Annotated in this window: 24 protein-coding genes; 7 read left to right on the forward strand and 17 right to left on the reverse strand. The window is 65.4% G+C overall.

Translation table 11 applies throughout. The annotated features are described in order from the left end of the window. Window positions 1-269: 269 nt before the first annotated feature. From QA639_RS38250 to cysG, 9 genes are all read right to left on the reverse strand, one after another. On the reverse strand, window positions 270-1319 hold the full coding sequence (locus QA639_RS38250) for a sulfate/molybdate ABC transporter ATP-binding protein (protein WP_283088696.1): 1050 nt from the start codon (window positions 1317-1319) through the stop codon (window positions 270-272). Beyond that, a complete protein-coding gene (gene cysW, locus QA639_RS38255) occupies window positions 1309-2271 on the reverse strand; it encodes a sulfate ABC transporter permease subunit CysW (RefSeq protein ID WP_198400214.1) in 963 nt (320 codons plus the stop codon). Before cysW ends, QA639_RS38250 begins: the two co-directional genes overlap by 11 nt. A gap of 9 nt (window positions 2272-2280) precedes the next feature. Continuing rightward, window positions 2281-3066, reverse strand: a complete 786-nt coding sequence (gene cysT / locus QA639_RS38260) for a sulfate ABC transporter permease subunit CysT (RefSeq protein WP_038377548.1) — start codon at window positions 3064-3066, stop codon at window positions 2281-2283. Between the two features lie 71 nt (window positions 3067-3137). Then, window positions 3138-4127, reverse strand: coding sequence for a sulfate ABC transporter substrate-binding protein (locus QA639_RS38265; RefSeq protein ID WP_028334725.1), 990 nt, complete (start codon window positions 4125-4127; stop codon window positions 3138-3140). A gap of 230 nt (window positions 4128-4357) precedes the next feature. After that, entirely contained in the window at window positions 4358-5086 is a 729-nt protein-coding gene (locus tag QA639_RS38270) for a phosphoadenylyl-sulfate reductase (RefSeq protein ID WP_028334724.1), read from the reverse strand. Next, on the reverse strand, window positions 5083-5598 hold the full coding sequence (locus tag QA639_RS38275) for a DUF934 domain-containing protein (RefSeq protein ID WP_028334723.1): 516 nt from the start codon (window positions 5596-5598) through the stop codon (window positions 5083-5085). Before QA639_RS38275 ends, QA639_RS38270 begins: the two co-directional genes overlap by 4 nt. Continuing rightward, window positions 5585-7240: a nitrite/sulfite reductase gene (locus QA639_RS38280; protein ID WP_283088697.1), complete on the reverse strand. Its 1656-nt coding sequence runs from the start codon at window positions 7238-7240 to the stop codon at window positions 5585-5587. The genes QA639_RS38275 and QA639_RS38280 overlap by 14 nt, the downstream gene beginning before the upstream one ends. Before the next feature lie 12 nt (window positions 7241-7252). Continuing rightward, a complete protein-coding gene (locus tag QA639_RS38285; RefSeq protein WP_028334721.1) occupies window positions 7253-7570 on the reverse strand; it encodes a DUF2849 domain-containing protein in 318 nt (105 codons plus the stop codon). Next, on the reverse strand, window positions 7567-9018 hold the full coding sequence (gene cysG / locus QA639_RS38290; protein ID WP_283088698.1) for a siroheme synthase CysG: 1452 nt from the start codon (window positions 9016-9018) through the stop codon (window positions 7567-7569). The genes QA639_RS38285 and cysG overlap by 4 nt, the downstream gene beginning before the upstream one ends. A gap of 247 nt (window positions 9019-9265) precedes the next feature. Here cysG and cysD point away from each other — a divergent pair, with 247 nt between their 5' ends. The 3 genes from cysD to QA639_RS38305 all read left to right on the forward strand — a co-directional run bounded on the left by cysD (window position 9266) and on the right by QA639_RS38305 (window position 14328). Then, a complete protein-coding gene (cysD, locus tag QA639_RS38295) occupies window positions 9266-10060 on the forward strand; it encodes a sulfate adenylyltransferase subunit CysD (protein ID WP_168858368.1) in 795 nt (264 codons plus the stop codon). Between the two features lie 39 nt (window positions 10061-10099). After that, window positions 10100-12019 carry an adenylyl-sulfate kinase gene (gene cysC, locus QA639_RS38300; RefSeq protein WP_028334718.1) on the forward strand — a complete coding sequence of 640 codons (1920 nt, stop codon included), beginning with the start codon at window positions 10100-10102 and terminating at the stop codon, window positions 12017-12019. A gap of 146 nt (window positions 12020-12165) precedes the next feature. After that, complete coding sequence (locus tag QA639_RS38305; protein ID WP_283088699.1) at window positions 12166-14328, forward strand: malate synthase G; 2163 nt, start codon at window positions 12166-12168, stop codon at window positions 14326-14328. A gap of 539 nt (window positions 14329-14867) precedes the next feature. Here the strand turns inward: QA639_RS38305 and QA639_RS38310 are convergent. The 3 genes from QA639_RS38310 to QA639_RS38320 form a co-directional block, all read right to left on the reverse strand. After that, on the reverse strand, window positions 14868-15023 hold the full coding sequence (locus QA639_RS38310) for a Thivi_2564 family membrane protein (protein ID WP_016842974.1): 156 nt from the start codon (window positions 15021-15023) through the stop codon (window positions 14868-14870). A gap of 112 nt (window positions 15024-15135) precedes the next feature. Next, a complete protein-coding gene (locus QA639_RS38315; RefSeq protein ID WP_028334716.1) occupies window positions 15136-15768 on the reverse strand; it encodes a DUF2865 domain-containing protein in 633 nt (210 codons plus the stop codon). Between the two features lie 124 nt (window positions 15769-15892). After that, a complete protein-coding gene (locus QA639_RS38320) occupies window positions 15893-16711 on the reverse strand; it encodes a L,D-transpeptidase (protein ID WP_198400213.1) in 819 nt (272 codons plus the stop codon). Window positions 16712-16938: 227 nt separating this feature from the next. Here QA639_RS38320 and QA639_RS38325 point away from each other — a divergent pair, with 227 nt between their 5' ends. From QA639_RS38325 to QA639_RS38335, 3 genes are all read left to right on the forward strand, one after another. After that, window positions 16939-18051, forward strand: a complete 1113-nt coding sequence (locus QA639_RS38325; RefSeq protein ID WP_283088700.1) for an AI-2E family transporter — start codon at window positions 16939-16941, stop codon at window positions 18049-18051. 112 nt (window positions 18052-18163) lie between these two features. Further along, window positions 18164-18535: an ElaB/YgaM/YqjD family protein gene (locus QA639_RS38330; RefSeq protein ID WP_016842979.1), complete on the forward strand. Its 372-nt coding sequence runs from the start codon at window positions 18164-18166 to the stop codon at window positions 18533-18535. A 165-nt stretch (window positions 18536-18700) separates the two neighbouring features. Further along, window positions 18701-19141, forward strand: coding sequence for a hypothetical protein (locus tag QA639_RS38335; RefSeq protein ID WP_157345777.1), 441 nt, complete (start codon window positions 18701-18703; stop codon window positions 19139-19141). Window positions 19142-19322: 181 nt separating this feature from the next. Here the strand turns inward: QA639_RS38335 and QA639_RS38340 are convergent, their stop codons facing one another. From QA639_RS38340 to QA639_RS38360, 5 genes are all read right to left on the reverse strand, one after another. Next, window positions 19323-19715, reverse strand: coding sequence for a hypothetical protein (locus QA639_RS38340; RefSeq protein ID WP_028334712.1), 393 nt, complete (start codon window positions 19713-19715; stop codon window positions 19323-19325). Between the two features lie 659 nt (window positions 19716-20374). Continuing rightward, on the reverse strand, window positions 20375-20557 hold the full coding sequence (locus QA639_RS38345; protein WP_028334711.1) for a hypothetical protein: 183 nt from the start codon (window positions 20555-20557) through the stop codon (window positions 20375-20377). A gap of 83 nt (window positions 20558-20640) precedes the next feature. Then, window positions 20641-21567, reverse strand: a complete 927-nt coding sequence (locus QA639_RS38350) for a DMT family transporter (protein WP_050387216.1) — start codon at window positions 21565-21567, stop codon at window positions 20641-20643. A 43-nt stretch (window positions 21568-21610) separates the two neighbouring features. After that, the gene (locus QA639_RS38355) at window positions 21611-22291 is read right to left on the reverse strand and encodes a transglutaminase-like domain-containing protein (protein WP_157347171.1); all 681 of its coding nucleotides are present in this window, start codon (window positions 22289-22291) and stop codon (window positions 21611-21613) included. A gap of 168 nt (window positions 22292-22459) precedes the next feature. Then, a complete protein-coding gene (locus tag QA639_RS38360; RefSeq protein WP_157347284.1) occupies window positions 22460-22681 on the reverse strand; it encodes a hypothetical protein in 222 nt (73 codons plus the stop codon). A gap of 203 nt (window positions 22682-22884) precedes the next feature. Between QA639_RS38360 and QA639_RS38365 the strand changes: the two genes are divergently transcribed. After that, window positions 22885-23139 (forward strand): hypothetical protein, encoded by a 255-nt coding sequence (locus QA639_RS38365; RefSeq protein WP_157347173.1) that lies wholly within the window; start codon window positions 22885-22887, stop codon window positions 23137-23139. The last annotated feature ends 10 nt before the right edge of the window (window positions 23140-23149 follow it).

Consider the following 23149-nt stretch of genomic DNA (forward strand, 5'->3'; position numbering starts at 1 on the left):
CTGCGGACCGCCCCGGAATGACAGGTGAGATTGTTGGCCTGATAGCCCCGATGCAGCGGAGCGCAATCCGGGGCAGCCTATCCGCGGAGCGAAGTCCCGGATTTCGCCGCGCTGCATCCAAGCGCGTTCCCTTCCCCCTGAAAGGGGGAAGGTCGGGATGGGGGTCCGGTCACAGGCTGCGCTGCAAGTGGAGAGACCAGATCCCCACCCGCTTTGGCTCTGGCGAGCCAGGCGGACCTTCCCTTTTCAAGGGGAGGTTTGCGTGGCCGCTACTCCTGGGCGGCAAAGATCCGGTAGCGGCGGGGCTGCAGCGAGACGATTTCGCCGGCCTGGAGCTCGCGGTCGCGGGGGGCGTCGATCTCGATCACGGTCTTGCCCTCGCACCCCGACAGGGCCACCTCGGCACGCTGGATCGGACCGAACGAACGGACATGCCGGATGGCGCCTTCCAGGGCGCCGGTTCCGGCCGGGCCGACCGCCATGTCGTGGCGGCGGACGAACAGTTTTGCCGCGCCCGACGCCGCGCCCAACGCCGGAATGTTCAGGGGACGGCCGTCCAGCCGTACCGCATCGCCGGCCACGTCGACCGGCAGCACGATGGATTCGCCGATAAAGCCATGCACGAAGGCGGTCGCCGGATTGTCATAGACCTCGCCGGGCGAACCGATCTGCTCGATCTTGCCCTTGTCCATCACCACGACGCGGTTGGCGACTTCGAGCGCTTCTTCCTGGTCATGAGTCACGAAGATCGAGGTGACGTGGATCTCGTTGTGCAGCGAGCGCAGCCATTGCCTGAGCTCCTTGCGCACCTTGGCATCGAGCGCGCCGAACGGCTCGTCGAGCAAGAGGATCCGCGGCTCGATCGCGAGCGCGCGCGCCAGCGCGATGCGCTGGCGCTGGCCGCCGGACAATTGGCTGGGATAGCGGTTGGCCAGCCAATCGAGCTGCACCAGGTCGAGCAGGTTCTTGACGCGGGCGCGGATCGTCGCTTCGTCCTTGCGGATCGCGCGCGGCTGCACGCGCAGGCCGAAGGCGACGTTCTCGAACACCGTCATGTGGCGGAACAGCGCGTAGTGCTGGAACACGAAGCCGACCTGGCGCTCGCTGGCGCCGCGAGAGAGCGCATTCTCGCCGTCGATCGCGACCTCGCCCGAGTCGGGCCAGTCCAGGCCCGCGATGATGCGCAGCAGCGTCGTCTTGCCGGAGCCGGACGGACCGAGCAGGGCCAGCAACTCGCCGTCGGCGACCTTGAGGTCGACATTGTCGAGCGCGGCAAAGCTGCCGAACGTCTTTACGATATTCTTGACTTCAATCGCCATCGGGCACCTCTGCCTCGTCGAGCCGCCGCTCGAGAACGGTTTTCGCCACCAGGGTGATCAGCGCCAGCATCGCGAGCAGCGATGCGATCGCGAACGAGGCGACGAACTGGTATTCGTTGTAGAGAATTTCGACCAGCAGCGGCATCGTGTTGGTCTCGCCGCGGATGTGGCCGGAGACGACCGACACCGCGCCGAACTCGCCCATCGCGCGCGCGTTGCAGAGCAGGACGCCGTACAGCAGGCCCCATTTGATGTTGGGCAGCGTGACGCGGAAGAAGGTCTGCAGGCCGGAGGCGCCGAGCGAGATCGCCGCCTCCTCTTCCTGGGTGCCCTGCTCCTGCATCAGCGGGATCAGCGCGCGCGCCACGAAGGGAAAAGTGACGAAGATCGTCGCCAGCGCGATGCCGGGCACCGCGAACAGGATGTGGACATTGTGGGCCTGCAGCCATGGCCCGAAATAGCCCTGCGCGCCGAACAGCAGCACGAAGACCAGGCCCGAGATCACCGGCGAGACCGAGAACGGCAGGTCGATCAGCGTGATCAGGAAGGTCTTGCCGGTGAATTCGAACTTCGAGATCGCCCAGGCCGCGATCACGCCGAACACGAGGTTGAGTGTGACCGAGATCGCGGCGATCAAGAGCGTCAGTTTGATGGCGGCGAGCGCCTCAGGCTCCGCCAGCGCCGCGAGATAGGCGCCGATCCCCTTCGAAAAGGCCGACGCAAACACCACGACCAGCGGCAGCACGACGAAGATGCTGAGGAAGGCGATCGCGAGCGCGATGATGATGAAGCGGATCGGGCCGGGCTCAGTGCGCAAATTGCGCTGCGCCGTCCCCGGCTCCGCGCGACCGATCTCGAGCCGCGGCGCCGGGGCCGCGACGCTGACATCGGTCGCGGGTGCGTAGGTCCGCAGTTGCGTGGTCGAGGTCACCAATCCCGTCTGCATCGACATCGCAAGACCTCAATGCACGGGGATGCGGGCTTGCGCCCAGCGTTGCAGCCGGTTGATCAGGAAGATGATCAGGAACGAGGCCACCAGCATCACGACCGCGATCGCGGTGGCATCGGCATAGCGGAATTCGGACAGCCGGATCACGATCAACAGCGGCGCGATCTCGGAGACATTGGGCAGATTGCCGGCGATGAAGATCACCGAGCCGTATTCACCGATGGCGCGGGCGAAGGCCAGCGCGAAGCCGGTGAGCAGCGCCGGGATCAGGCTCGGCAGGATCACGCGAAACACCGTGTGCCAGCGATTGGCGCCCAGGCTCGCCGCCGCTTCCTCGATCTCGGGATCGAGATCGATCAGCACCGGCTGCACCGTGCGCACCACGAAGGGAATGCCGATGAAGATCATCGCGATGAAGATGCCGATCGGCGTGAACGCGACCTTGATGCCGAGCTCGGCGAGCGGCGCGCCGAGCCAGCCCTTCTGCGCGAACAGCTGCGTCAGCGCGACGCCTGCCACCGCCGTCGGCAAGGCAAACGGAATATCGACGATGGCGTCGAACAGCCGCCGGCCCGGAAAACGGTAGCGCACCAGCGCCCAGACGATGACGGTGCCCATCACCAGATTGACGCAGGCGGCCGCAAACGAAAGCCCAAACGAAATCTTCAGGGCATTCAGGGTGCGGCGGCTGGTGATGATGCCCCAGAACTGGTCGAGGCTCAGCTCGAACGTCTTGAGGAACAGCGCGGCCAGCGGAATCAGGATGATAACGGAGAGCCATGTCAGGGTCAGTCCCATGGTGAGACCGAACCCCGGCAGGGTACTGCGCCGTGCAACCGCTGTGCTCACATATCCCCCTGATAATCCGATCAGTTCTTGTAGATCTGATCGAAGATGCCGCCCTCGGCGAAGTGCTCCTTCTGGGCCTTGGTCCAACCACCAAAAACGTCGTCGATGGTGAAAAGTTCAACCTTGGCGAAGGATTTTTCGTACTCCTTGGCGATCTCGGGATCGCGCGGCCGGTAGGAGTTGCGCGCGGCGATCTCCTGGCCTTCCTTGGTGTACCAGTACTTCAGATAGGCCTCGGCGACGGCGCGGGTGCCCTTCTTGTCGGCGACCTTGTCGACCACGGCGACCGGCGGCTCGGCCAGGATCGACTGCGCCGGGGCCACGATCTCGAACTTGTCCGCGCCGAATTCGCGAAGCGCCAGAAAGGCCTCGTTCTCCCACGCGAGCAGCACGTCGCCGACGCCGCGCTCGACGAAGGTCACGGTCGAGCCGCGCGCGCCGGTGTCGAGCACCGGCACGTTCTGATAGAGATCGGCGACGAACTTCTTCGCCTTGTCGGCCGAGCCGAACTTCTTCTGCGCGTAGCCCCAGGCGGCGAGATAATTCCAGCGCGCGCCGCCCGAGGTCTTCGGGTTCGGCGTGATGACGCTGACGCCGGATTTAATCAAATCGTCCCAATCCTTGATGCCCTTGGGATTGCCCTTGCGCACCAGGAACACGATGGTCGAGGTGTAGGGCGAGGCGTTGAGCGGCAGCCGCTTCTGCCAGTCGGCCGCGATCAGGCCCTTGCCCGCGATCGCATCGATGTCATAGGCGAGCGCCAGCGTGACGACATCGGCCTGCAATCCGTCGATCACCGAGCGCGCCTGCGAGCCCGAGCCGCCATGCGACTGCTTGATCTCGACGCTCTTGCCGGTTTCCTTCTGATAGGCCGCGGCGAACGCCTTGTTGAAATCGACATAGAGCTCGCGGGTCGGATCGTACGACACGTTCAGCAGCGAATAGTCGGCCGCAAAGGCCGAGCTCGCCCACAACAATCCCGCGACCAGCGGCAGGATACGACGGATCATTTCGCTCTCCATTCAACCTGAGAAATGTCAGGGAACACGCAAGACATAACTCACGGTGAAGTGGTCTTAAGTCAACGAAACCGGTTTTCTTTGTTTTCGGCAGCGCAGCGCGCTTGTGCTACGAAGTCGCCGCACTGCGAAGGCTTTGTCGCGTCGCCAAATCGCAATGAACCGTCATCGCGATCTGGCGCCTCGCGCAAACGCTTCGCGTTTGTCGCTAGGATCAGGTTCTACGACATCTTCATCGTATGGATGCCGCATTCCGTCTTGGCCCGGCCGCGCCAGCGGCCGTCGCGCGCATCCTCGCCGGCAGCGGACCGGCTGCTGCAAGGCATACACCCGACCGACTGATATCCCGATGCGACAAGTGGATGCGGCGGCAGCTTGCCGAGCGTGTAGATCGCCTCGATCTCCTCGCGCGAGACGTTGGCGAACGGATTGAACTTCAGCCTGACCCCGTCATCCTCGACAACCGGGATGTCGGCGCGGGCACCGCCCTGGAAACGCTTGCGGCCGTTGATCCAGCCGGCGAACGGCTTCAGCGCGCGCGCCAGCGGCTCGACCTTGCGAATGCGGCAGCAGGCGTCGGGATCGCTGAACCACAGCTCGCGGTCCGGATCCTGGCGCGACAGCGCTTCCTCATCGGGCTTGATCGAGCGCACGTCGGTGAGGCCGAGCGCGGCTATCAAAGTGTCACGATAAGCCAGCGTCTCCTCGAACAGCCAGCCGGTATCGAGGAACACCACCGGGATCGCCGGATCGACATCCGCCATCACCTTGAGCAGCGCGGCGGACTCGGTGCCGAACGACGACACCAGCGCCACTTTCTCGCGGCCGAGCGTCCTGACCGCGGCCGCGATCACCTCGGCGGGCGAGGCCGTGCGCAGCGCGCGATCGAGCGCATCGGCCGCGGGCAGTGCGGCCGGCCCCACTGCGAGCTCTGGTGCAAGCGTGCTCACTGGCCGGCGCTCTCCGAATGACGCAGCTGCATGCGGCGGTTGAGTGCGGTGACGCGGCCGTCGCCGGTCGGCTGGTAGAACACCGAATAGCGCTTCATGGTCGCGGCGAAGGCGTCGGCGTCGGCGTCCTTCTTCACCTCGAAGGCGTCGAAGCCGGCGCGCGTCATGAACACGAACTGGTCGCGCAGGATCTGGCCGGTGGCGCGCAGCTCGCCGTCATAGCCGTAACGCTCGCGCAGCAGGCGCGCCTGGCTGTAGGCGCGGCCGTCGCGGAAGGTCGGAAACACCAGCGCGACCGAGGCCAGCCGATCGAGATGCGGCACGAGATCGTCGAGGTTGCGGTTGTTCGGCCAGATCACGCCGGTCTTGCCGGGACGGCGCAGCAGCGCCTCCGGATCGGCGAGAAAGCGCTCGGCGCTCACCAGCACCGCGCCGTCGCCCGGCAGCTCGGCGCCGTCGGCGACATGCACGAACAGATCGGTGGTGATTCTTCCCTGCTTAACGAGTGGCATAGACCCGCTCCCTGATAGGCTCGACGCCCAGACGCTTCACCGTATCGACGAACAATTCTTCGGGACGGTCGCGCAGCGCGAGATAGGCTTCGACAATGTCTTCGATCACGTCGGCGACTTCCGCATAGGGAACGGCCGGGCCGATCAGCGTGCCCAACTGCGCGTTCTCGTCGGCGCGGCCGCCGATCGTGATCTGGTAGAATTCCTCGCCGTTCTTCTCGACGCCGAGAATGCCGATGTGGCCGACATGGTGATGGCCGCAGGCATTGATGCAGCCGGAGATGTTGATGTGCAGCCGCCCGATCAGGTCGGCGGTGTCGTGGTTGGCGAAGCGCCGCGTCAGCTCCTGCGCGATCGGGATCGAGCGCGCGTTGGCCAGCGAGCAGTAGTCCAGCCCCGGGCACGCGATGATGTCGGTGACGAGGTTGACGTTCGGCGTCGCGAGACCGAGGCGATCGAGCGCCTTGAACAGCTGCGGCAGGTCGCACTTGGCGACGTGCGGCAGCGCGAGGTTCTGCTCGTGGCCGACGCGGATCTCGCCAAACGAGTATTTGTCGGCAAGGTCGGCGACCGCGTCCATCTGCTCCGCGGTGGCGTCGCCCGGAGGCCCACCGACCGGCTTCAGCGACAGCGTCACGATCGAATAGCCCTGCACCTTGTGCGGCGCGACCGAGTTCTTGCGCCAGCGCTCGAACAGCGGATCATGCGCGGCCTGCTTCAGCTCGTCCGGCATGTGCGGCAGCTTCTCGTAAGGCGGATAGGAGAAGCGCGAGCGGACCTCCTCGATGGCGGCGTGATCGAGCGTCAGCCCGACATCGCCCATCGCCTTCCACTCCTCCTCGACTTCCCTGGCGAACTTCTCGATGCCGAGCTCGTGCACCAGGATCTTGATGCGCGCCTTGTAGATGTTGTCGCGGCGGCCGTACTGGTTGTAGACGCGCAGGATCGCCTCGACATAGCTCAGGATGTCGCGGCCGTGGACGAACGGCTTGATGGTCTTGGCGATGAACGGGGTGCGGCCGAGGCCGCCGCCGATCAGCACCTCGAAACCGGTCTCGCCGTCGGCATTCTTGTGCAGCCGCAACCCGATGTCGTGGATCTTGATCGCGGCGCGATCGTGCTCGGATGCCGTGATCGCGATCTTGAACTTGCGCGGCAGGAACGAGAATTCCGGATGCAGCGTGGTGTGCTGGCGCAGGATCTCCGACCAGATGCGCGGATCCTCGATCTCACCGGGCGCGACGCCGGCCCACTGGTCCGAGGTGACGTTACGCATGTTGTTGCCGGAGGTCTGCATCGCGTGGATGCCGACCTCGGCGAGGTCGGACAGCGCGTCGGGCAGCTCGGCGAGCTTGATCCAGTTGAACTGGATGTTCTGCCGCGTCGTGAAGTGGCCGTAGCCGCGATCGTAGCGGCGCGCCACATGAGCGAGCCGGCGCAGCTGCTTCGACGACAGCGTGCCGTAGGGGATCGCGACGCGGAACATGTAGGCGTGCAGCTGCAGGTACACGCCGTTCTGCAAGCGCAGGATCTTGAATTCGTCCTCGGTGAGCTCGCCGGAAAGGCGGCGCTTCACCTGGTCGCGGAATTCCGAAACACGCTCGTTGATCAGCGTGCGGTCGAGTTCGTCATATGCATACATGATGGATGAGCCTTACGCCGGCACCTGAAGATCGATCGTGACGCCCTTGGCGCGGATGTGTTCGCGAAGATTGCCCGGCTTGAGCTTGCCCCCGTCCTTGAGCTCGACCGGCGCGATGTAGGGGCCGACCGCGCCGACATCGTCGGCGGTGGCTTCGGCCAAAAGCGCGCGCGCATCGTCGGAGGTGCTGACGACAGCGGAATCGGACAGTTCCGTGGACCAGCCTTGCTTGGCGGTTCGGTACACCACGGCACCATCCCAGGTGCGGTTGGCGGTCACCACCGAGGGGCCCGTGATCCTGATTTTCTTCTGTTCAAGCGGAGAGGTCATTCGGCAGCTTTCAGCAGTTCGGAGAACATCTGGTTGGAGAAGAGTTGGGTGACGTTGGACCGGCTCCACGGCGCGGAATGCGCGACCACGTCGCCGATGATGAGAATGGCGGGACCGCCATCGACCTGTTTGACGAGCTCGGGCAGCCGCGCCAGCGTGCCGACCGCGGCCTTGGCATCCGGCCGGGTCACGCGCGCGAACACGCCGACCGGCGTCTCCGGCGAGCGGCCCGCGGCAAGCATGCCTTCGCGGATCGAGGGCGCCGCGGTCATGCCCATATAGACGACGACGGTCATCTTCTTGTCTGTCAGCACCGACCAGTCGACGACTTCGGCATCGCGCGCCTTGTGCGCAGTGAGGAAGGTGATGCGCAGCGCCTCGTGTCTGAAGGTCAGCGGCACTTCGAATTGCGCGGCCGCGCCCAGACCGGCGGAGACGCCCGGAATGATGGAGTAAGCGACGCCGGCGTCGCGCAGCGCCTCGATTTCCTCGCCGCCGCGGCCGAAGATAAAGGGATCGCCGCCCTTCAGCCGCACCGCGCGCTGGCCGGACTGCGCGGCCTCGATCATCAGTGCATTGATGGCGTCCTGGCCGATGCCGGGCTTGCCGACACGGCGGCCGACCGGGATCCGCGTGGCATCGCGCCGGATGCGGTCGAGAATTTCGGACGACACCAATTCGTCATAGAACACGACGTCGGCGTCCTGCAGCGCGCGCAACGCCTTCACCGTGAGCAGGTCCGGATCGCCGGGACCGGCGCCGACCAGCGTCACGTGACCAATGGCTTTGCCTGCCGCGCTCGCGCCGGCGAAGGTGGCGGGATCGGTGATCGCGTTCAGCGCCTGCTCGGCCTCGTCCCTGCGGCCGGCCAGCACCAGCGCGCCGATCGGGCCGTCGACGATGCGCTCCCAGAAGCGGCGGCGCAGCGGAAACTCCTCGATGCGGGCGTGGATCGATTTGCGGACGCCGCCGATGAAGCCGGCGAGATCGCCGATCCGCGCCGGCAGCACCGCCTCGATCTTCTCGCGGATGCGGCGCGCCACCACTGGCGACGTGCCGCCGGTGCCGACCGCGACCACGACATCGCCGCGATCGACGATCGCCGGCATGATGAAGGTGGAGTGCACGAGGTCGTCCATCACGTTGACCGGCAGGCCGATCGCCTTGGCGCGCACCGACATCGCAACACCGATCTCGCCTGCGCCGGCACAGAGGACCGCGATGACATCGGAGAGGTCGGCGGCGAGCGGATCGCCTTCGGCGCGCTCGATCCGCGCGGCGTCCTCCGCGGCGAGACCGGCAATGTCGTGATCGCCGTCAGTCGCGTACCAGCGAACCGCGGCGCCGGCGGCTGCAAGCAGCCGCAATTTGGCGCGCACAAGGTCGCCCGCTCCAACGAGCAGCACCTTGCCGCTTTGCAGATCCAGAAACACCGGCAGATATCGCATCAGACACTCGCTTCCCCAACTTGGGGGTTGACTGAAATTATTTTCTATTTATCTCTCGATCAAGGCCAGCAAAGAGAAAATTATTTCTTCTCTATTGCAGCGCAACTTTAGAATTTTCAACTCCACAGGCCAAGGCCAAGAGATGCATCTTCTCGACAACGAATCCGTCGCCGCCAGGACGCGGTCCGCAGCGCTTAGCAATGCATCTTCCGTGCCGGGGATTCCCGCCAATCAGGCGCCTCCGTCGATGGATCATCTCGACGAACTGGAGGCGCAGAGCATCTACATCCTGCGTGAGGCGTTCGCGCGGCTGAAGAAGCTCGCGTTGCTGTGGTCGCTCGGCAAGGATTCCAACGTGATGATCTGGCTGGCGCGCAAGGCGTTCTTCGGCCGCGTCCCGTTCCCGGCATTGCACGTCGACACCGGCAAGAAATTTCCGGAGATGTACGCGTTCCGCGACCGCTTCGGAAAGGAATGGGACCTCGACCTGCGCGTCGAGCCCTGCCCGCCGATCGACAGCGTCGACCCGACCCTGCCGCCGGCCGCACGCTCCGCCGCGCGCAAGACCGAGGGCCTGAAGCTTGCGCTCAACAAATTCGGCTTTGACGGATTGATCGCCGGCATCCGCCGCGACGAAGAGGCGACCCGCGCCAAGGAGCGCGTGTTCTCGCCGCGCGGCCTCGAGGGCGAATGGGACGTCCGCGACCAACCACCGGAATTCTGGGACCAGTTCAACGCCTCGCCGCCGCAAGGCGCTCACTTGCGCATCCATCCGATCCTGCATTGGACCGAGGCCGACATCTGGGCCTACACCAAGCGCGAGAACATCCCGATCATCCCGCTCTATCTCGCCAAGGACGGCAAGCGCTACCGCTCGCTCGGTGATGCCGACATCACCTTCCCGGTCGCCTCCACCGCGTCCAACATCGACGAGATCCTCACCGAGCTCGACGGCACCAAGATCCCGGAGCGCGCCGGCCGCGCGCTCGACCACGAGACCGAGGATGCGTTCGAGCGGCTGCGCGTCGCCGGCTATCTCTGATCAAATCCAAGCAACACCAAGCTTCGTGCGAGCGTTCCGATGAACATGATCCTTCCCACCGCCTCGATCTCGGCAACGCCCAACGGCACGACGCGGCCGCAGGTGCGCATCGTCATCGTCGGCCATGTCGATCACGGCAAGTCGACGCTGGTCGGGCGCCTGCTGCATGAGACCGGCAGCCTGCCCGACGGCAAGCTGGAAATGCTGAAGGCGGTGAGCGCGCGGCGCGGCATGCCGTTCGAATGGTCGTTCCTGCTCGATGCGCTGCAGACCGAGCGCGACCAGGGCATCACCATCGACACCACCCAGATCCGGTTCCGCACCCGTTCGCGCGACGTCGTGCTGATCGACGCGCCCGGCCACGCAGAGTTCTTGCGCAACATGATCACCGGCGCCTCGCAGGCCGACGGCGCGGTGCTGATCATCGATGCGCTGGAAGGCGTGCGCGACCAGACCAGGCGGCACGGCTATCTCCTGCATCTGCTGGGCGTGAAGCAGGTCGCGGTCGTGGTCAACAAGATGGACCGCGTCGAATTCAGCGCCGATCGCTTCAAGGAGATCAGCGACGAGATTTCCGCGCATCTGATCGGCCTCGGCGTAACGCCCACGGCGGTGATCCCGATCTCGGCGCGCGACGGCGATGGTGTTGCCGAGCGCACGGCGCGGATCGACTGGTACAAGGGACCGACCGTGGTCGAGGCGCTCGATGCGCTCGAGCCGGCACGCCCGCTGGCCGAGCTGCCGCTGCGGCTGCCGGTGCAGGCGATCTACAAGTTCGACGACCGCCGCATCGTGGCGGGCCGCATCGAGTCCGGCAGCCTGAAGGCCGGCGACGAGATCGTGATCATGCCGACCGGCAAGATCGCCAAGATCAAGACTGTCGAGAGCTGGCCGGTAACGCCGGTGAACGCCCCGCAGGGCGCCGGCCGCTCAGTCGGCATCACGCTCGACCGCGAGCTGTTCCTCGAGCGCGGCGACATCATCGGACATTCCGGGCAAAGCCCGCGCGACACCCGCCGCATCCGCGCGCGGATCTTCTGGCTGCATGACAAGCCGCTGACCAAGGGCGAGCAGATCCTGATCCGGCTCGGCACCAAGGAAAGCCGCGCCACCGTCGTCGCGATCGAGAAGGCGGTCGATCCCGGCGCGCTGTCCAACGAAGAGAACATCGCGATCGCGCGCAACCATGTCGGCGAGATCGACATCTCGCTGGCGCAGCCGGTTGCAACCGATCCCTACACCGACAATCCGCGCACCGGCCGCCTCGTGATCGAGGTCAACGGCCGCATCGCCGGCGGCGGACTCGTGCTGTCGGTCGACGCCGGCCGGCCGGCGGTGCCGGTCGACATCGTGCCGGTGGAGTCCGCGCTGCGGCCGGACGAGCGCTCGGCGCGCTACCACCACAACGGCGCAGTGATCTGGCTGACCGGCCTGCCCGGCTCGGGCAAGTCGACCTTGGCGCGGGCGCTGGAGCGGCGCCTGTTCGGCAATGGCGGCTCGCCGATCCTGCTCGATGGCGACACGCTGCGTGCCGGGCTGAACGGCGATCTCGGCTTCTCGCCGCAGGACCGCGCTGAAAACATCCGCCGCCTCGCCGAAGTCGCGACCCATCTGGCGCGCAACGGCCATATCGCCATCGTCGCGGCGGTGTCGCCGTCGACCGCCGACCGTGCGGCAGCTCGCCGCATCGCCGATAGCGCGTTCCGCGAGATCTATGTCGCAACGCCGGCCGAGGTTTGCGAGACCCGCGATCCCAAGGGCCATTACGCCAAGGCGCGCTCCGGCGGATTGCCGTCCTTCACCGGCATCACCAATGACTACCAGCCGCCGACCGGCAATGAATTGACCATCGACACCTCGAACCGCTCGGTCAGCGATGCCACCGACGAGATCGAGCGGATGCTGGCCACGACCGGCATCCTGTTCGACGAACTGACCGACCTCGCGGCGAATATCTAGGCGGCGCAGCCCCCTCCTCTGGGGGGCCTTCTCAGAACCGGGACTTTAGGGCTAAAAGGGCCGTGAACGCGGCCCTTTGGCGCGTTTTTTGCTGATTTCTCTCGAAAACAGCCCCTAAACGCCCCATTTCTTTGAGAAAGCCCATCATGACTCGTGTCGATGCCCATGGATTGAAGATCGCCCCTGTCCTGTTCGATTTCATCGCCAAGGAGGCGACGCCGAAAACCGGGATCGCCCCGGATGCGTTCTGGGCCGGACTTGCCGCCATCATCCAGAAGCTCGGACCGAAGAACCGCGAGCTGCTCGCAGTCCGCGACACGCTGCAGGCCAAGATCGACGACTGGCATCGCGCCAACAAGGGCAAGGCGTTCGACATCAACGCCTACACCGCGTTCCTCAAGGACATCGGCTACCTGCTGCCCGAGCCCGCGACCCACAAGGTCGAAACCGCCAATGTCGATGAGGAAATCGGCAAGATCTGCGGCCCGCAGCTGGTGGTGCCGCTCACCAACGCCCGCTACGCGCTGAACGCCGCCAACGCGCGCTGGGGTTCGCTGTACGACGCGTTCTACGGCACCGACGCGATCCCGCACGATCCGAGCGAGAGCGGCAAGGGCTACAACAAGGCCCGCGGCGACAAGGTGATCGCGAAGGCGAAGGCGTTCCTCGACGCCGCCGTGCCGCTTGCGACCGGAAGCCACACCGACGTGACCTCCTACGCCGTGATCGCGGGCCAGCTCTCGGTCAAGCTGAAGAGCGGCAACTCGACCGCGCTGAAGAATGCCGCCCAGTTCGCCGGCTATCAGGGCGACGCCGCCCAGCCTTTCGCGATCCTGCTCGTCAACAACGGCATGCATGTCGAGGTCAAGATCGACCGCAACAACGCGATCGGAAAGGATGACCCGGCCGGCGTCGCCGACATGATCCTGGAATCGGCGGTCTCCACCATTCTCGACATGGAGGACTCGGTCGCTGCCGTCGACGCCGAGGATAAGGTGCTGGTCTATCGCAACACCCTCGGCCTGATGAACGGCACGTTGTCGGCCGATTTCGAGAAGGGCGGCAAGACGCTGACCCGCTCGCTCAATGCCGACCGCGTCTACAAGAAGCCCGACGGCAGCGAGCTGAAGCTGCACGGCCGCAGCCTGCTCTTGATGCGCAATGTCGGCCACCACATGTTCACCGACGCCGTGCTCGACGCCAAGGGTGAGGAGATCCCGGAAGGCATCCTGGATGCCGCGGTCGCCGGCCTGCTCGCGATCCACGACCTCAAGGGCAATTCCAAGGTCAGGAACAGCCGCACCGGCTCGGCCTATATCGTCAAGCCGAAGATGCACGGCCCCGACGAGGTGACGCTCACCTGCGACCTGTTCGCCGAGGTCGAGAAGATGCTCGGCCTGCCGGAGAACACGCTGAAGGTCGGCATCATGGACGAGGAGCGCCGCACCACGGTCAACCTCAAGGCCTGCATCCAGCGCGCCTCCAAGCGCATCATGTTCATCAACACCGGCTTCCTCGACCGCACCGGCGACGAGATCCACACCTCGATGGAAGCGGGTCCGATGATCCGCAAGAACGACATGAAGGCCCAGCCGTGGATCAAGGCCTATGAGGACTGGAACGTCGACAACGGCCTGATCGATGGCCTGCCTGGCCATGCCCAGATCGGCAAGGGCATGTGGGCTGCCCCGGACAAGATGGCCGACATGCTGGTGCAGAAGATCGGCCATCCGCAGGCCGGCGCCACCACCGCGTGGGTGCCGTCGCCGACCGCAGCCACGCTGCACGCGCTGCACTATCACCAGGTCAACGTGATCGCCCGGCAGCAGGAGCTCGCCAAGGGCGGGCCGCGCGCCAAGCTCTCCGACATCCTCACCATTCCGGTGTCGCAGTCGAACTGGGCGCCCGACGACGTGAAGCAGGAGATCGACAACAACTGCCAGGGCATCCTGGGCTACGTCGTGCGCTGGATCGACCAGGGCGTCGGCTGCTCCAAGGTGCCCGACATCCACGATGTCGGCCTGATGGAGGACCGCGCCACGCTCCGCATCTCGAGCCAGCACCTCGCGAACTGGCTGCATCAGGGCGTCATCACCAAGGACCAGGTGATGGAGTCGCTGAAGCGCATGGCTGTCGTCGTCGACAAGCAGAACGCCGGCGATTCGCTCTACAAGCCGATGGCGCCCGCGTTCGATGGCACCGCCTTCAAGGCCGCCTGCGACCTGATCTTCGAGGGCCGCACGCAGCCGAACGGCTATACCGAATACATCCTCACCGCGCGCCGCCGCGAGGCCAAGGCCGCCGGCTGATCTGCAAGCGATCGCAACGACATGCAAAAGCCCCGGCGATAAGCCGGGGCTTTTTTTGTCGGCGCCGCGAGTGACGCCGGGAAGAGCCGGACGCGATCGCCTGCCGTCGCAAGGGCGCACTGCCAAAAATATCGAAAACAACCCCATGCAAAGTAGCCGGCGGATACGGCAACTTGACTCGTCGGGCAAATCAGCTCCATATTTCCATTATCCAGAAATCGTGAAGGCCGCGGGGCTGATCCGCGATCGCTGCGACAAGCAAGAGCCCCGACGATGAGCCGGGGCTTTTTTGTTGGCAGTCCGCTACAGCATCCACATCATTGCGAGCGTCAGCGAAGCAATCCACCCCTCCCGTATGCGGACAGGTGGATTGCTTCGTCGCGTAGCCTGTCAACGGGCCGCGCTTCGCGCGGACCGTTGGCTCCTCGCAATGACGAACCTAAAGCGCGATGAGATTAGGTTGAATCGTCATCGCGCCTTAGCTCTTTGTTTGAGCATGATCTTTCGGAAAACCGCTTCGCACTTTTCCGGATCATGCCTTAGAACACCGCCAAATACTTCAGCAGCGAGACGATGCCGATGATGATGACGACGGCGCGCGCGATCTGCTTGGCGCGGCCGTCGAGCGGCAGCATGTTGATGAGATAAAGAACGAGAATAACGACAAGGAAGGTGACGAGTACGCCGACGAGCATGCGAGGCCCCCTGATGGCATCGGTGAATCTGCTGTTCGCCCTTTGCTAACGTGCAGGAGGCAGGCCGGTTCCGCGCCAGGAACCGAAAGCCGCCGATCATGAGTGGTCGACCCTACTCGCGCGCCACCACCGCCGGCCGGCCATATTTGGCGCGGATGCGATCCGGCGCCGGCGTGAAGTTGAGCTGCGCGCCGCGCCGGTCCGGACGGCTCACCGACATCAGCCCGTTCTTGCCGGCAACGATGTCGCCCTTGCGCAAGGTCGGATCGTCCTCGATTTTCACCGCGGCGAGGCCGACAGTGTCCTTGCCGTTGCAGGTGCAGCCCGAGACCATCTCGTCGCGATAGCGGAACGCGTTCGGCAGCTCGGAATACGGTTTGCCGTCTTCCGTCGCGGCGTTGTCGATATTGCCGCCATAGACCACTTCGGTCGCGCTCGCCGGACAGAAGCTGTTGCAGCTTTCCGCCTTGCTCTGGTTGCCGGTCGCAGCGAGCGGGAAATAGCGGCCGTCGCAGGTCCGCACGCAATAGGCCTGGCCGACGTCATAGCGAGGACGGCGCTCGACCCGCGGCGCCATCGGCGCCGGGCCGTCGTCGAACGGCATCCGGATCACCGGCGGGCGGCCATGCATGAAGCCGCCGAACAGTTGCGAGAAGAAGTCCTGGGCCTGCGCTGCAGGCGCAAGGGACAGGCCGAGCAATGCCGCCGTGCCGAACGCGCAGCGCCTTACGTGCCGTTTCACCATCACCGACCTCGGTACCATGCCGATTCCTAGAGCCCCGTTCCGATTGAATCGGAACGAGGCCCTAGATTCTTGTTCTGACGCGTTTTCTTCACGCGAACCGGTATCCACTTCGCTCGAAAACGCTCTAGTACAACGAGGAAGCCGTCGGGATGTTCATCGCCTGACGCCCGGAAGGCAGCGTCGCCGCCGCAGGGCGCGGCCGCGCCGCGGCCGGCCGGACCGAGATCTGCGTCGTGGTCGGGCCGATCTCGCGCGCGGCGAGGTGCGGCGCGTTCTTCGGCAGCACCACGACCCTGGTGCCGACATCGACCCGGCTGAACAGGTCGGAGACGTCTTCATTGGTCAGGCGGATGCAGCCGGACGAGACGAACTTGCCGATCGTCGAGGGATCGTTGGTGCCGTGGATGCGGTATTCGCTCGAGCCGAGATACATCGCGCGCGCACCGAGCGGGTTGCCCGGGCCGCCGGCCATGAAGCGCGGCAGATAGGGCTGGCGCTTGATCATCTCGGCCGGCGGATGCCAGTCCGGCCATTCGGCCTTGCGGCTGATGGTCTGTGTGCCGGCCCAAGTGAACCCCTCGCGGCCGACGCCAACGCCGTAGCGGATCGCCCGGCCGCCACCGAGCACGTAATAGAGTGCGGTGTTGCCAGTATCGATGATGATGGTGCCGGGCGCCTCGGTCGTGTTGAGCGCGACGGTGGTCCGGCGCAGCCGCTCCGGCAGCGCGCCGTCCTCGGCGACGCCAGCCGAGGGGTCGTTCATCACCTCGTCGGCGGGAAATGCGCCCGGTTGAGTCGACGCATAGCCGAGCGCGGAAGAGCGGACCTGGGCGCTGGCCGACGTGGTGACGACAAACGGCGTCGCAAACAGGACGCTGGCGAAGGCAAGGGTGTGCGCGGCGCGCGACGCAAGCCGGCGGCTGGAAACAGACTGCTGTGTCATGTGCTGCCCCTGGACGGGATGCGCATCGTGGTGATGCGATGCCGGGCCAACGCGCATGGCCGCGAGTCGGTTCCGACGCGAATCGTCGCGAAGCCGCGATTGTCAACCCGTGACGTTTCACGAACCCGCGATGGAACTTCCTCCGTATCGGCCAGTTGTCACCGCGCAATTCGACGCGCGGGGCGACCACGCGACGGGTTTGTTCGTCCTCACGCGGGAGGAGTTCGGTGCGCGCCTTTCCGAGTGAAGACCTGCTTGGCAAAGCGCCCGAAGGCACGCCAGTCCCCGACAGCAAGATCGAGCTGCCGCCGGTTGTCAGCCGCGCCGAGGCCGTCGCTTTCGCATTGATGGCCCTGCTGGTTATCGTCATTGTCGCGGTGCTCTATTTCGCACGCGCCTTCTTCCTCCCGATCACCATGGCCTTCATCGTCGGCACCATGCTGTCGCCGGCGGCGAGCATGCTCGAACGCCATCGGATCCCGCGCGCGCTCGGCGCGGTCGTCATCGTGATCGCGGTCGGCGCCGCCGTCAGCTTCATGGTCGGGCTCATTGCCTCGCCGGTGATGGAGTGGAGCTCGCGGCTGCCCGAACTCGGCGCGATCCTGAAGGAGAAACTGCATGTGTTCGACCGGCCGCTCGCGCTGTGGCAGGAATTGCAGTCCATGGTCGGCGGCTCCGATACGCTGGCCACGCTCCAGCTGCCGAAATTCGAGTGGGTGCAGCCGACGCTGGAATTCCTGTCACCGACCTTCGCCGAATTCCTGCTGTTCATCGCGACCCTGATCCTGTTCATCGCAAGCTGGAAGGATCTGCGGCGCGCACTGGTGATGGCCTTCAGCGAACGCACGGCGCGGCTGCGCACGCTGCGCATCCTCAACGAGGTCGAGACCCATCTCGGCAATTATCTTCTGATGGTGACCATGATCAATGTCGGCGTCGGCATCGTCACCGGCGCGATCTGCGCGGCAACGGGCATGCCGAACCCGGCCGGGCTCGGCGCGCTCGCCGCGACGCTGAACTTCGTTCCGATCATCGGGCCGATCGCGATGTTCGTCGTGCTGGTCGCGGTCGGCATCATCGCCTCGCCGACCATCGGCGCCGGGCTGATCGCGCCGGCCTGCTTTACCGTCGTGACCTTCATGGAAGGACATTTCGTCACGCCGACGATCGTCGGCCGCAGGCTGTCGCTGAACGCGCTCGCGGTTTTCCTGGCGCTGGCGTTCTGGACCTGGCTGTGGGGCCCGATGGGCGCCTTCCTGTCGTCGCCGCTCCTGATCGTGGCGCTGATCGTCAAGGAGCATTTGATGCCGGTCAATTCGCCGCAGCTGCCGGAAGACTAGCAAGGCGTTCTCAAGCGAAGCCGGCGCCGCTTGAAGCCCGGTTTCACGGCTGGAACCATGCACCGCGCGGCGCGTTTTTGTTCCAGCACGCAAGTTCTCCGGGAGCTTTTCGATGTCGAGCACGGACAGCGCATTTGGGATCAAGAACATGACGGACAAAGCGACCTACGAACGCCTTGAAAAGGATGTCACCGCCGTGAAGAACGATATCGCCGCCCTCACCGAACAGATCACCGACGCGCTGAACTCGTTTGCCAACAACGCGGGCAAGCAGGCCCGCCGCCGCTACAAGGATGCGCGCGCCAGTGCGGAAGATACACTCGACGACATGTCGGAGCGCGGCAGCGCGATGATGGGCGCGGCGCAGGATGCCGCATCCTCGATCGAGGAATCGCTGGAGGATATGATCACACAGCGGCCGCTGGCGACGGTCGGCCTTGCGCTCGGTCTCGGCTTCCTGATCGGCGTCACCTGGCGCCGCTAGGCAATCTGCGGTCTCCGGGGATGAGCCCCATGGTGGCGATCACGCGGAAACCACCCCTCTGGATGCGATGGCGGCGCTGGCGCGCCGCCGCTGCGTTTGTCGATGCGCTCTTCAGGGCAAGGCTCAAGGCAAGATTCAAGGCAAGATTCAGGGCAGGGCTGGTCGATGCTTCAGCGGCTGATCAATGACGTCAAGGATTCCACCGGCAACGTGCTGCGGCTGACGTCGCTGGCCGCGGCCACCGCGATCGCGCTGTTCATCACCATCGGCTTCCTGTGCGCCGCCGCCTTCGTCTACGTACTGCAGCACTACGGGCCGGTGGAAGCATGCCTCGCCGGCGCCGCGCTGTTCCTTGTCGTCACGCTGATCGCCGCCAGCGTCTACATCGTGCGCAGGCGCGAGATGCGCCGCCGCGCCGAGAAGGCGGCAAAGGCCGCCGCGGCCAATGTGTTTGCCGATCCGGTGGTGGTCGCCACCGGCCTGCAGATCGTGCGGGCCATCGGGGCGAAGCGGCTGATCCCGATCCTGGCGATCGGCGGCCTCGCGCTTGGCCTGATGGCAAGCCGCAGCGCCGCCAGCAGCAGCGAGGCGGACGAGGAGGAATAGCCCTCTCGTTTGCAAGATTAGCGCGAAACCAGCACCGACAACCATCGTCGTCGCCCGGCTTGACCGGACGATCCAGTATTCCAGAGACAGCTGTATTAAGCGAATAGGCCGCGGCATACGGGATCGCCCGCTTTCGCGGGCGATGACAGCGTTTGCTTGTTGCGATAGCGCTTCGCCCTGCTCAGGTCACGCAGCGGCCGGGCTGCAGCAGCTTGGCCACTTCGGTCAGTACGCTGACCACGGGCTCGCAGGCCACCTTGCGGGTGTCGCCGGGCCGTGCCCGAGCGGGCACTGCCGGGCGATGGCGCGCCTCTTCCTTGGCCACGGGGACGCGGACCAGCACCGACGTATCGGGAAGCCGCTCGACCTTCAGCGCAACGGTCCGGCTCGGCAGGCCGGTGACTGGAATCGCGGCACGGTCGGTCTTGGCGGCGCGATTGACGGCGCTCTCCGGCGCCAGTGCGGTGGTGACCTGCTGGCGGCCGATGAGATCGTGGCCGGATGCCAGCTGGACGGCGCCAAGCGTCAACCCAGCCGCCAGCGTAGCGAAAATTCCCATCTGAATCTTTGACATGGTGATGTCCCTCGCCCCATGGAAATTCGCTCGACGATCCCTTGGCGATCCCGGACACAACGCGAACGAAACCCGCGGGGTTCTCGCGTCCGGCCATCACTTAACCGTGTACGAAAATATTTTCGCTTGTACGGAACGACTCAGGGGGTCTGCGAGTCTTTGGAAGAGCCGGTTATTCCCCCTGCCCCATTGACCGGCGACGTAGGGCGCGACCGTGGTGATGCCGGTCGCGCCCTGCTCTTTTTCTGGTGTGCCGCAAACGATGCGTCAGCCGGCCTGTCGCTCACCGGTCCGAAAACCTGAAACCAAAGGCCCGGCCCCCCCCCCACTCGCGAGAGGACCGTCCGCGTCAGGCATTATCGTTCGATGGCATGTCCTGGGATCGAACAACCGTCACTTCACGGCATGACGGGCAACGACCGACGTGAAACTTGATTCCGGTTGTCTGGTCGTCGACGAGCATCAATTCGCTCAAGGGCTCACCGCATTTGCAGGTGACCGTTCTCTGATCGGCAAAGTACATCTGACGTCCTCCATAAGCCTGGAGATTTCTCGTCTTCGGGGCGAGCTCGTTTGCGCCGTGCTCGCCCCCTCGCTTCCGCTCCTTCTCGGTCGGTCAGATCCGGACCATCCGGATTGGTTGGTGTGACTCCAAGCGCTTATTTCGAAGCGGATTTCGCCTTCCGTGACTCCGCGGCTTCGCGCGCCTGCCGCTCGGCCTTGAGGCGCTGGAAGTTGTCGTAGAACGCCTTCTCGTTGGCGCGATGCTCCTTCATCGCCTGCGATGCGTCTTGCTGACGCTGCGCATCACGGTCCTTGCGCTGCTGGGGAGTAAGATTCATGCGACCTCCGACTAAGCTCTTGAATCAACGCTGGATTCAACGCACGAGCCCGGAAATGGTTGCACCTTGGGAAGGAACCGGATCTATTTGCGCAGGCTCGCCCAGACGCCGCCCAGGATCAAAAGGCCGCCGACCAGATGGATCAGCTTCGGCGGCTCGCCGAGGATGATCCAGGACAGCAGCGCGCTCGCGATCGGTGCGACGTAGAGCACCAGCGAGCTCCGCACCGAGCCGAATCTCGCGCCGAGCCAGGCGAAGCCGGCATAGGCAATCAGGCCGGGCACGAGGCCGGCGAAGACATAGGCCTCGAACGCCCTTGTGTTGAACACCGCAGCCGGCGTCGCCCACATCTCCTGGAGCGCCGGCGGCAGCGAGCACAGCGCGCCGGCCGCCGAGAACAGGCTGACCCGCGCCAGCAGCGAGGCGCGCGGCGCGACGCGCGACTGCAGCAGCGTGTAGCCGGACCAGCCGAGCATCGCGCACACCACCAGGAGATCACCCCAGGCCGCGCTCGACTGCGTCAGCGTTTCCAGACGACCGCCCGAGACGATCAAGAGCGCACCGCCGAGCGCCAGCGCCGTGCCGAGCCATTGCAGCGGACCGATATGCTCGATGCCAAGCGCCGCCGAGATCAGCAGCACCATGATCGGCGACAGCGCGAAGATCAGCGCGATGTGGATCGCGGTGGTCGTGATGCCGGCGATGTAGACCGGGCCGCCGCACAGGAACATGCCGAGGAAGCCGGCGGCAAGGATCGGCCAGAGGTTCTGCGCCAGCGGGATCTTGCCGTCGCGGATCGCTGCGATCGCAAACGGCGCGAGGCCGATGGCGATGATGCTCCAGCGGAAGAAGGCCAGCGAAAACGGCGGCACCGAGCCGGCAAGCCCGCGCGCCAGAACCTGGTTGGAGGCCTGCCCGACCGCGACCAGGATGAAGCCGGTCAGCGCGACCGCGTCCTCCCAGCCTTTGGCGGGGCGGCTGACCTGCGCTTTCGGCGGCTCCGCATCCATGACACCGCCCCCTCAGCCGGCGCGCGATAAGCTCACACGTCCGCTACTGCTCGGCCGCCTCGCGCTCCATGTCGCGGCCGGCGAGATCCTCGCCCTGCATGTTGGCGTATTCGCGCGCCATCTCGCGCATCAGGAATTTGGCGGGGACATCGTGATAGCTGCCGTGGTCGTTGACATACTGCATGTAGGCGCGCCCTTCGCCGTCGAAGGGATGCAGCAGCGCGTCGGCGTGGCCGTCGAAATCGAGCGGCTTGACGCCGAGCTTGGCGCACAGCGTGTCGTTGAAGGTCGGGGTCGCCTTGCGCCAGGCGCCGTCGACGAACACTTCGGTGAAGCCGTGCCAGGTGAACAGGTCCGAGCCCATGCTCTGGCGCAGCTTCTCGGTGGTGAGATGGTTGCGCACATCGGCGAAGCCGACACGCGCCGGGATGCCGTGGACCCGGCAGGCCGCGGCATAGAGCGCCGCCTTGCCGACGCAGTAGCCATTGCCGGCGGCGAGCACGCTGGAGGCCCGGTAGCTCTCGGGCGAGCGCATGCTGACATAGGGGTTGTAGCGGATGCCGTCGCGCACCGCGGTGTAGAGCCGGCGCGCCTTGTCGCGCGCGCTGGCGTCAGACGGAACGGCGGCGCGGGCGAACGCCTCGACGGCGGGATGGTCGCTGTCGACATATTCGCCAGGGTCGGTGTAGAGGCGGCTGATCGTATCGGGGAGCTGCTCGGTCATGGCACAAGCTTAGCAAGCCATCTGCGCAGTTCAATGCAGCACGTGCGGCCCCTCCCGCAGCCCTGCCCGGCCGGAGCCCCGCTCCGATTGAATCGAAACGGGGGCCTGGATTTTAGTTTTGACGCGTTTTCTTCACGCGAACCGGTGCCCACCTCGCTCGAAAACGCTCTAGTTCTTGAAGTGTTCGTCCAACTGCGGCGGCGGGTAGCTGCGCCGCCTCGCCCTGAAATATTCACGTGCGAAATGGATGCCGATTCCGATCAGGAATGGCGGCGCCAGCGCGGCGGCGATCACCAGCGCGGTGATCGACTTCGGCGTCAGGATGTCCAGCACCATCGACGCCAGCAGCCACAGAGTGGCAGCAATCACCGCGACGTCGACGTGCTTCATCCCCCGGTCTTTCCCTTGGTTCCTGGCTGCCATCCGGGTTCCATCCTACCGGCTGGTCCCTGACGCGCCAAGGATTCCAGGCGGCAAAGGGTACCTCCAGCCCTTCACTTTTTTGGAACGGCGCTTGCGCGGGCCACGTTGGTGCAGAAGTCCTGGATCCAGGATCAAATCTTGATCGGGATCAGCCGAGCACGGAGGCCACGATGGGCAACTCCAGTGACATCCACAGCGGCGTCGACCGTCCCGCCAGCCGGGACGGCGTCAACGACCCCGTCGGCGGCGTCGATGTGAAGCGAACTTTCGACGACAACCAGACGCCGCACGAACGTGCGCAATGGGCCGCCGATGTGCGTGCCGACGCCTCGCCTCGGCCGGGCGAACCGTTCCTGCCCGAAGCGCTGCGACGGCCGCCGACCGCACCGCTCAATCCACGCACCGGCCGCCGCGCGACCGACTAAAGCGCGATGA

The sequence above is a fragment of the Bradyrhizobium pachyrhizi genome (assembly GCF_029714545.1).
In the GTDB taxonomy this organism is placed as follows: Bacteria; Pseudomonadota; Alphaproteobacteria; order Rhizobiales; family Xanthobacteraceae; genus Bradyrhizobium; species Bradyrhizobium pachyrhizi.

Excerpts from the sequence above, each read along its gene's own strand:
- QA639_RS38250 (WP_283088696.1), bottom strand. The coding sequence starts at position 1,319 with ATGGCGATTGAAGTCAAGAATATCGTAAAGACGTTCGGCAGCTTTGCC.
- cysW (WP_198400214.1), bottom strand. The coding sequence starts at position 2,271 with ATGTCGATGCAGACGGGATTGGTGACCTCGACCACGCAACTGCGGACC.
- cysT (WP_038377548.1), bottom strand. The coding sequence starts at position 3,066 with ATGGGACTGACCCTGACATGGCTCTCCGTTATCATCCTGATTCCGCTG.
- QA639_RS38265 (WP_028334725.1), bottom strand. The coding sequence starts at position 4,127 with ATGATCCGTCGTATCCTGCCGCTGGTCGCGGGATTGTTGTGGGCGAGC.
- QA639_RS38275 (WP_028334723.1), bottom strand. The coding sequence starts at position 5,598 with ATGCCACTCGTTAAGCAGGGAAGAATCACCACCGATCTGTTCGTGCAT.
- QA639_RS38280 (WP_283088697.1), bottom strand. The coding sequence starts at position 7,240 with ATGTATGCATATGACGAACTCGACCGCACGCTGATCAACGAGCGTGTT.
- QA639_RS38285 (WP_028334721.1), bottom strand. The coding sequence starts at position 7,570 with ATGACCTCTCCGCTTGAACAGAAGAAAATCAGGATCACGGGCCCCTCG.
- cysG (WP_283088698.1), bottom strand. The coding sequence starts at position 9,018 with ATGCGATATCTGCCGGTGTTTCTGGATCTGCAAAGCGGCAAGGTGCTG.
- cysD (WP_168858368.1), top strand. The coding sequence starts at position 9,266 with ATGGATCATCTCGACGAACTGGAGGCGCAGAGCATCTACATCCTGCGT.
- cysC (WP_028334718.1), top strand. The coding sequence starts at position 10,100 with ATGAACATGATCCTTCCCACCGCCTCGATCTCGGCAACGCCCAACGGC.
- QA639_RS38305 (WP_283088699.1), top strand. The coding sequence starts at position 12,166 with ATGACTCGTGTCGATGCCCATGGATTGAAGATCGCCCCTGTCCTGTTC.
- QA639_RS38310 (WP_016842974.1), bottom strand. The coding sequence starts at position 15,023 with ATGCTCGTCGGCGTACTCGTCACCTTCCTTGTCGTTATTCTCGTTCTT.
- QA639_RS38315 (WP_028334716.1), bottom strand. The coding sequence starts at position 15,768 with ATGGTGAAACGGCACGTAAGGCGCTGCGCGTTCGGCACGGCGGCATTG.
- QA639_RS38320 (WP_198400213.1), bottom strand. The coding sequence starts at position 16,711 with ATGACACAGCAGTCTGTTTCCAGCCGCCGGCTTGCGTCGCGCGCCGCG.
- QA639_RS38330 (WP_016842979.1), top strand. The coding sequence starts at position 18,164 with ATGTCGAGCACGGACAGCGCATTTGGGATCAAGAACATGACGGACAAA.
- QA639_RS38335 (WP_157345777.1), top strand. The coding sequence starts at position 18,701 with ATGCTTCAGCGGCTGATCAATGACGTCAAGGATTCCACCGGCAACGTG.
- QA639_RS38340 (WP_028334712.1), bottom strand. The coding sequence starts at position 19,715 with ATGTCAAAGATTCAGATGGGAATTTTCGCTACGCTGGCGGCTGGGTTG.
- QA639_RS38345 (WP_028334711.1), bottom strand. The coding sequence starts at position 20,557 with ATGAATCTTACTCCCCAGCAGCGCAAGGACCGTGATGCGCAGCGTCAG.
- QA639_RS38350 (WP_050387216.1), bottom strand. The coding sequence starts at position 21,567 with ATGGATGCGGAGCCGCCGAAAGCGCAGGTCAGCCGCCCCGCCAAAGGC.
- QA639_RS38355 (WP_157347171.1), bottom strand. The coding sequence starts at position 22,291 with ATGACCGAGCAGCTCCCCGATACGATCAGCCGCCTCTACACCGACCCT.
- QA639_RS38360 (WP_157347284.1), bottom strand. The coding sequence starts at position 22,681 with ATGAAGCACGTCGACGTCGCGGTGATTGCTGCCACTCTGTGGCTGCTG.
- QA639_RS38365 (WP_157347173.1), top strand. The coding sequence starts at position 22,885 with ATGGGCAACTCCAGTGACATCCACAGCGGCGTCGACCGTCCCGCCAGC.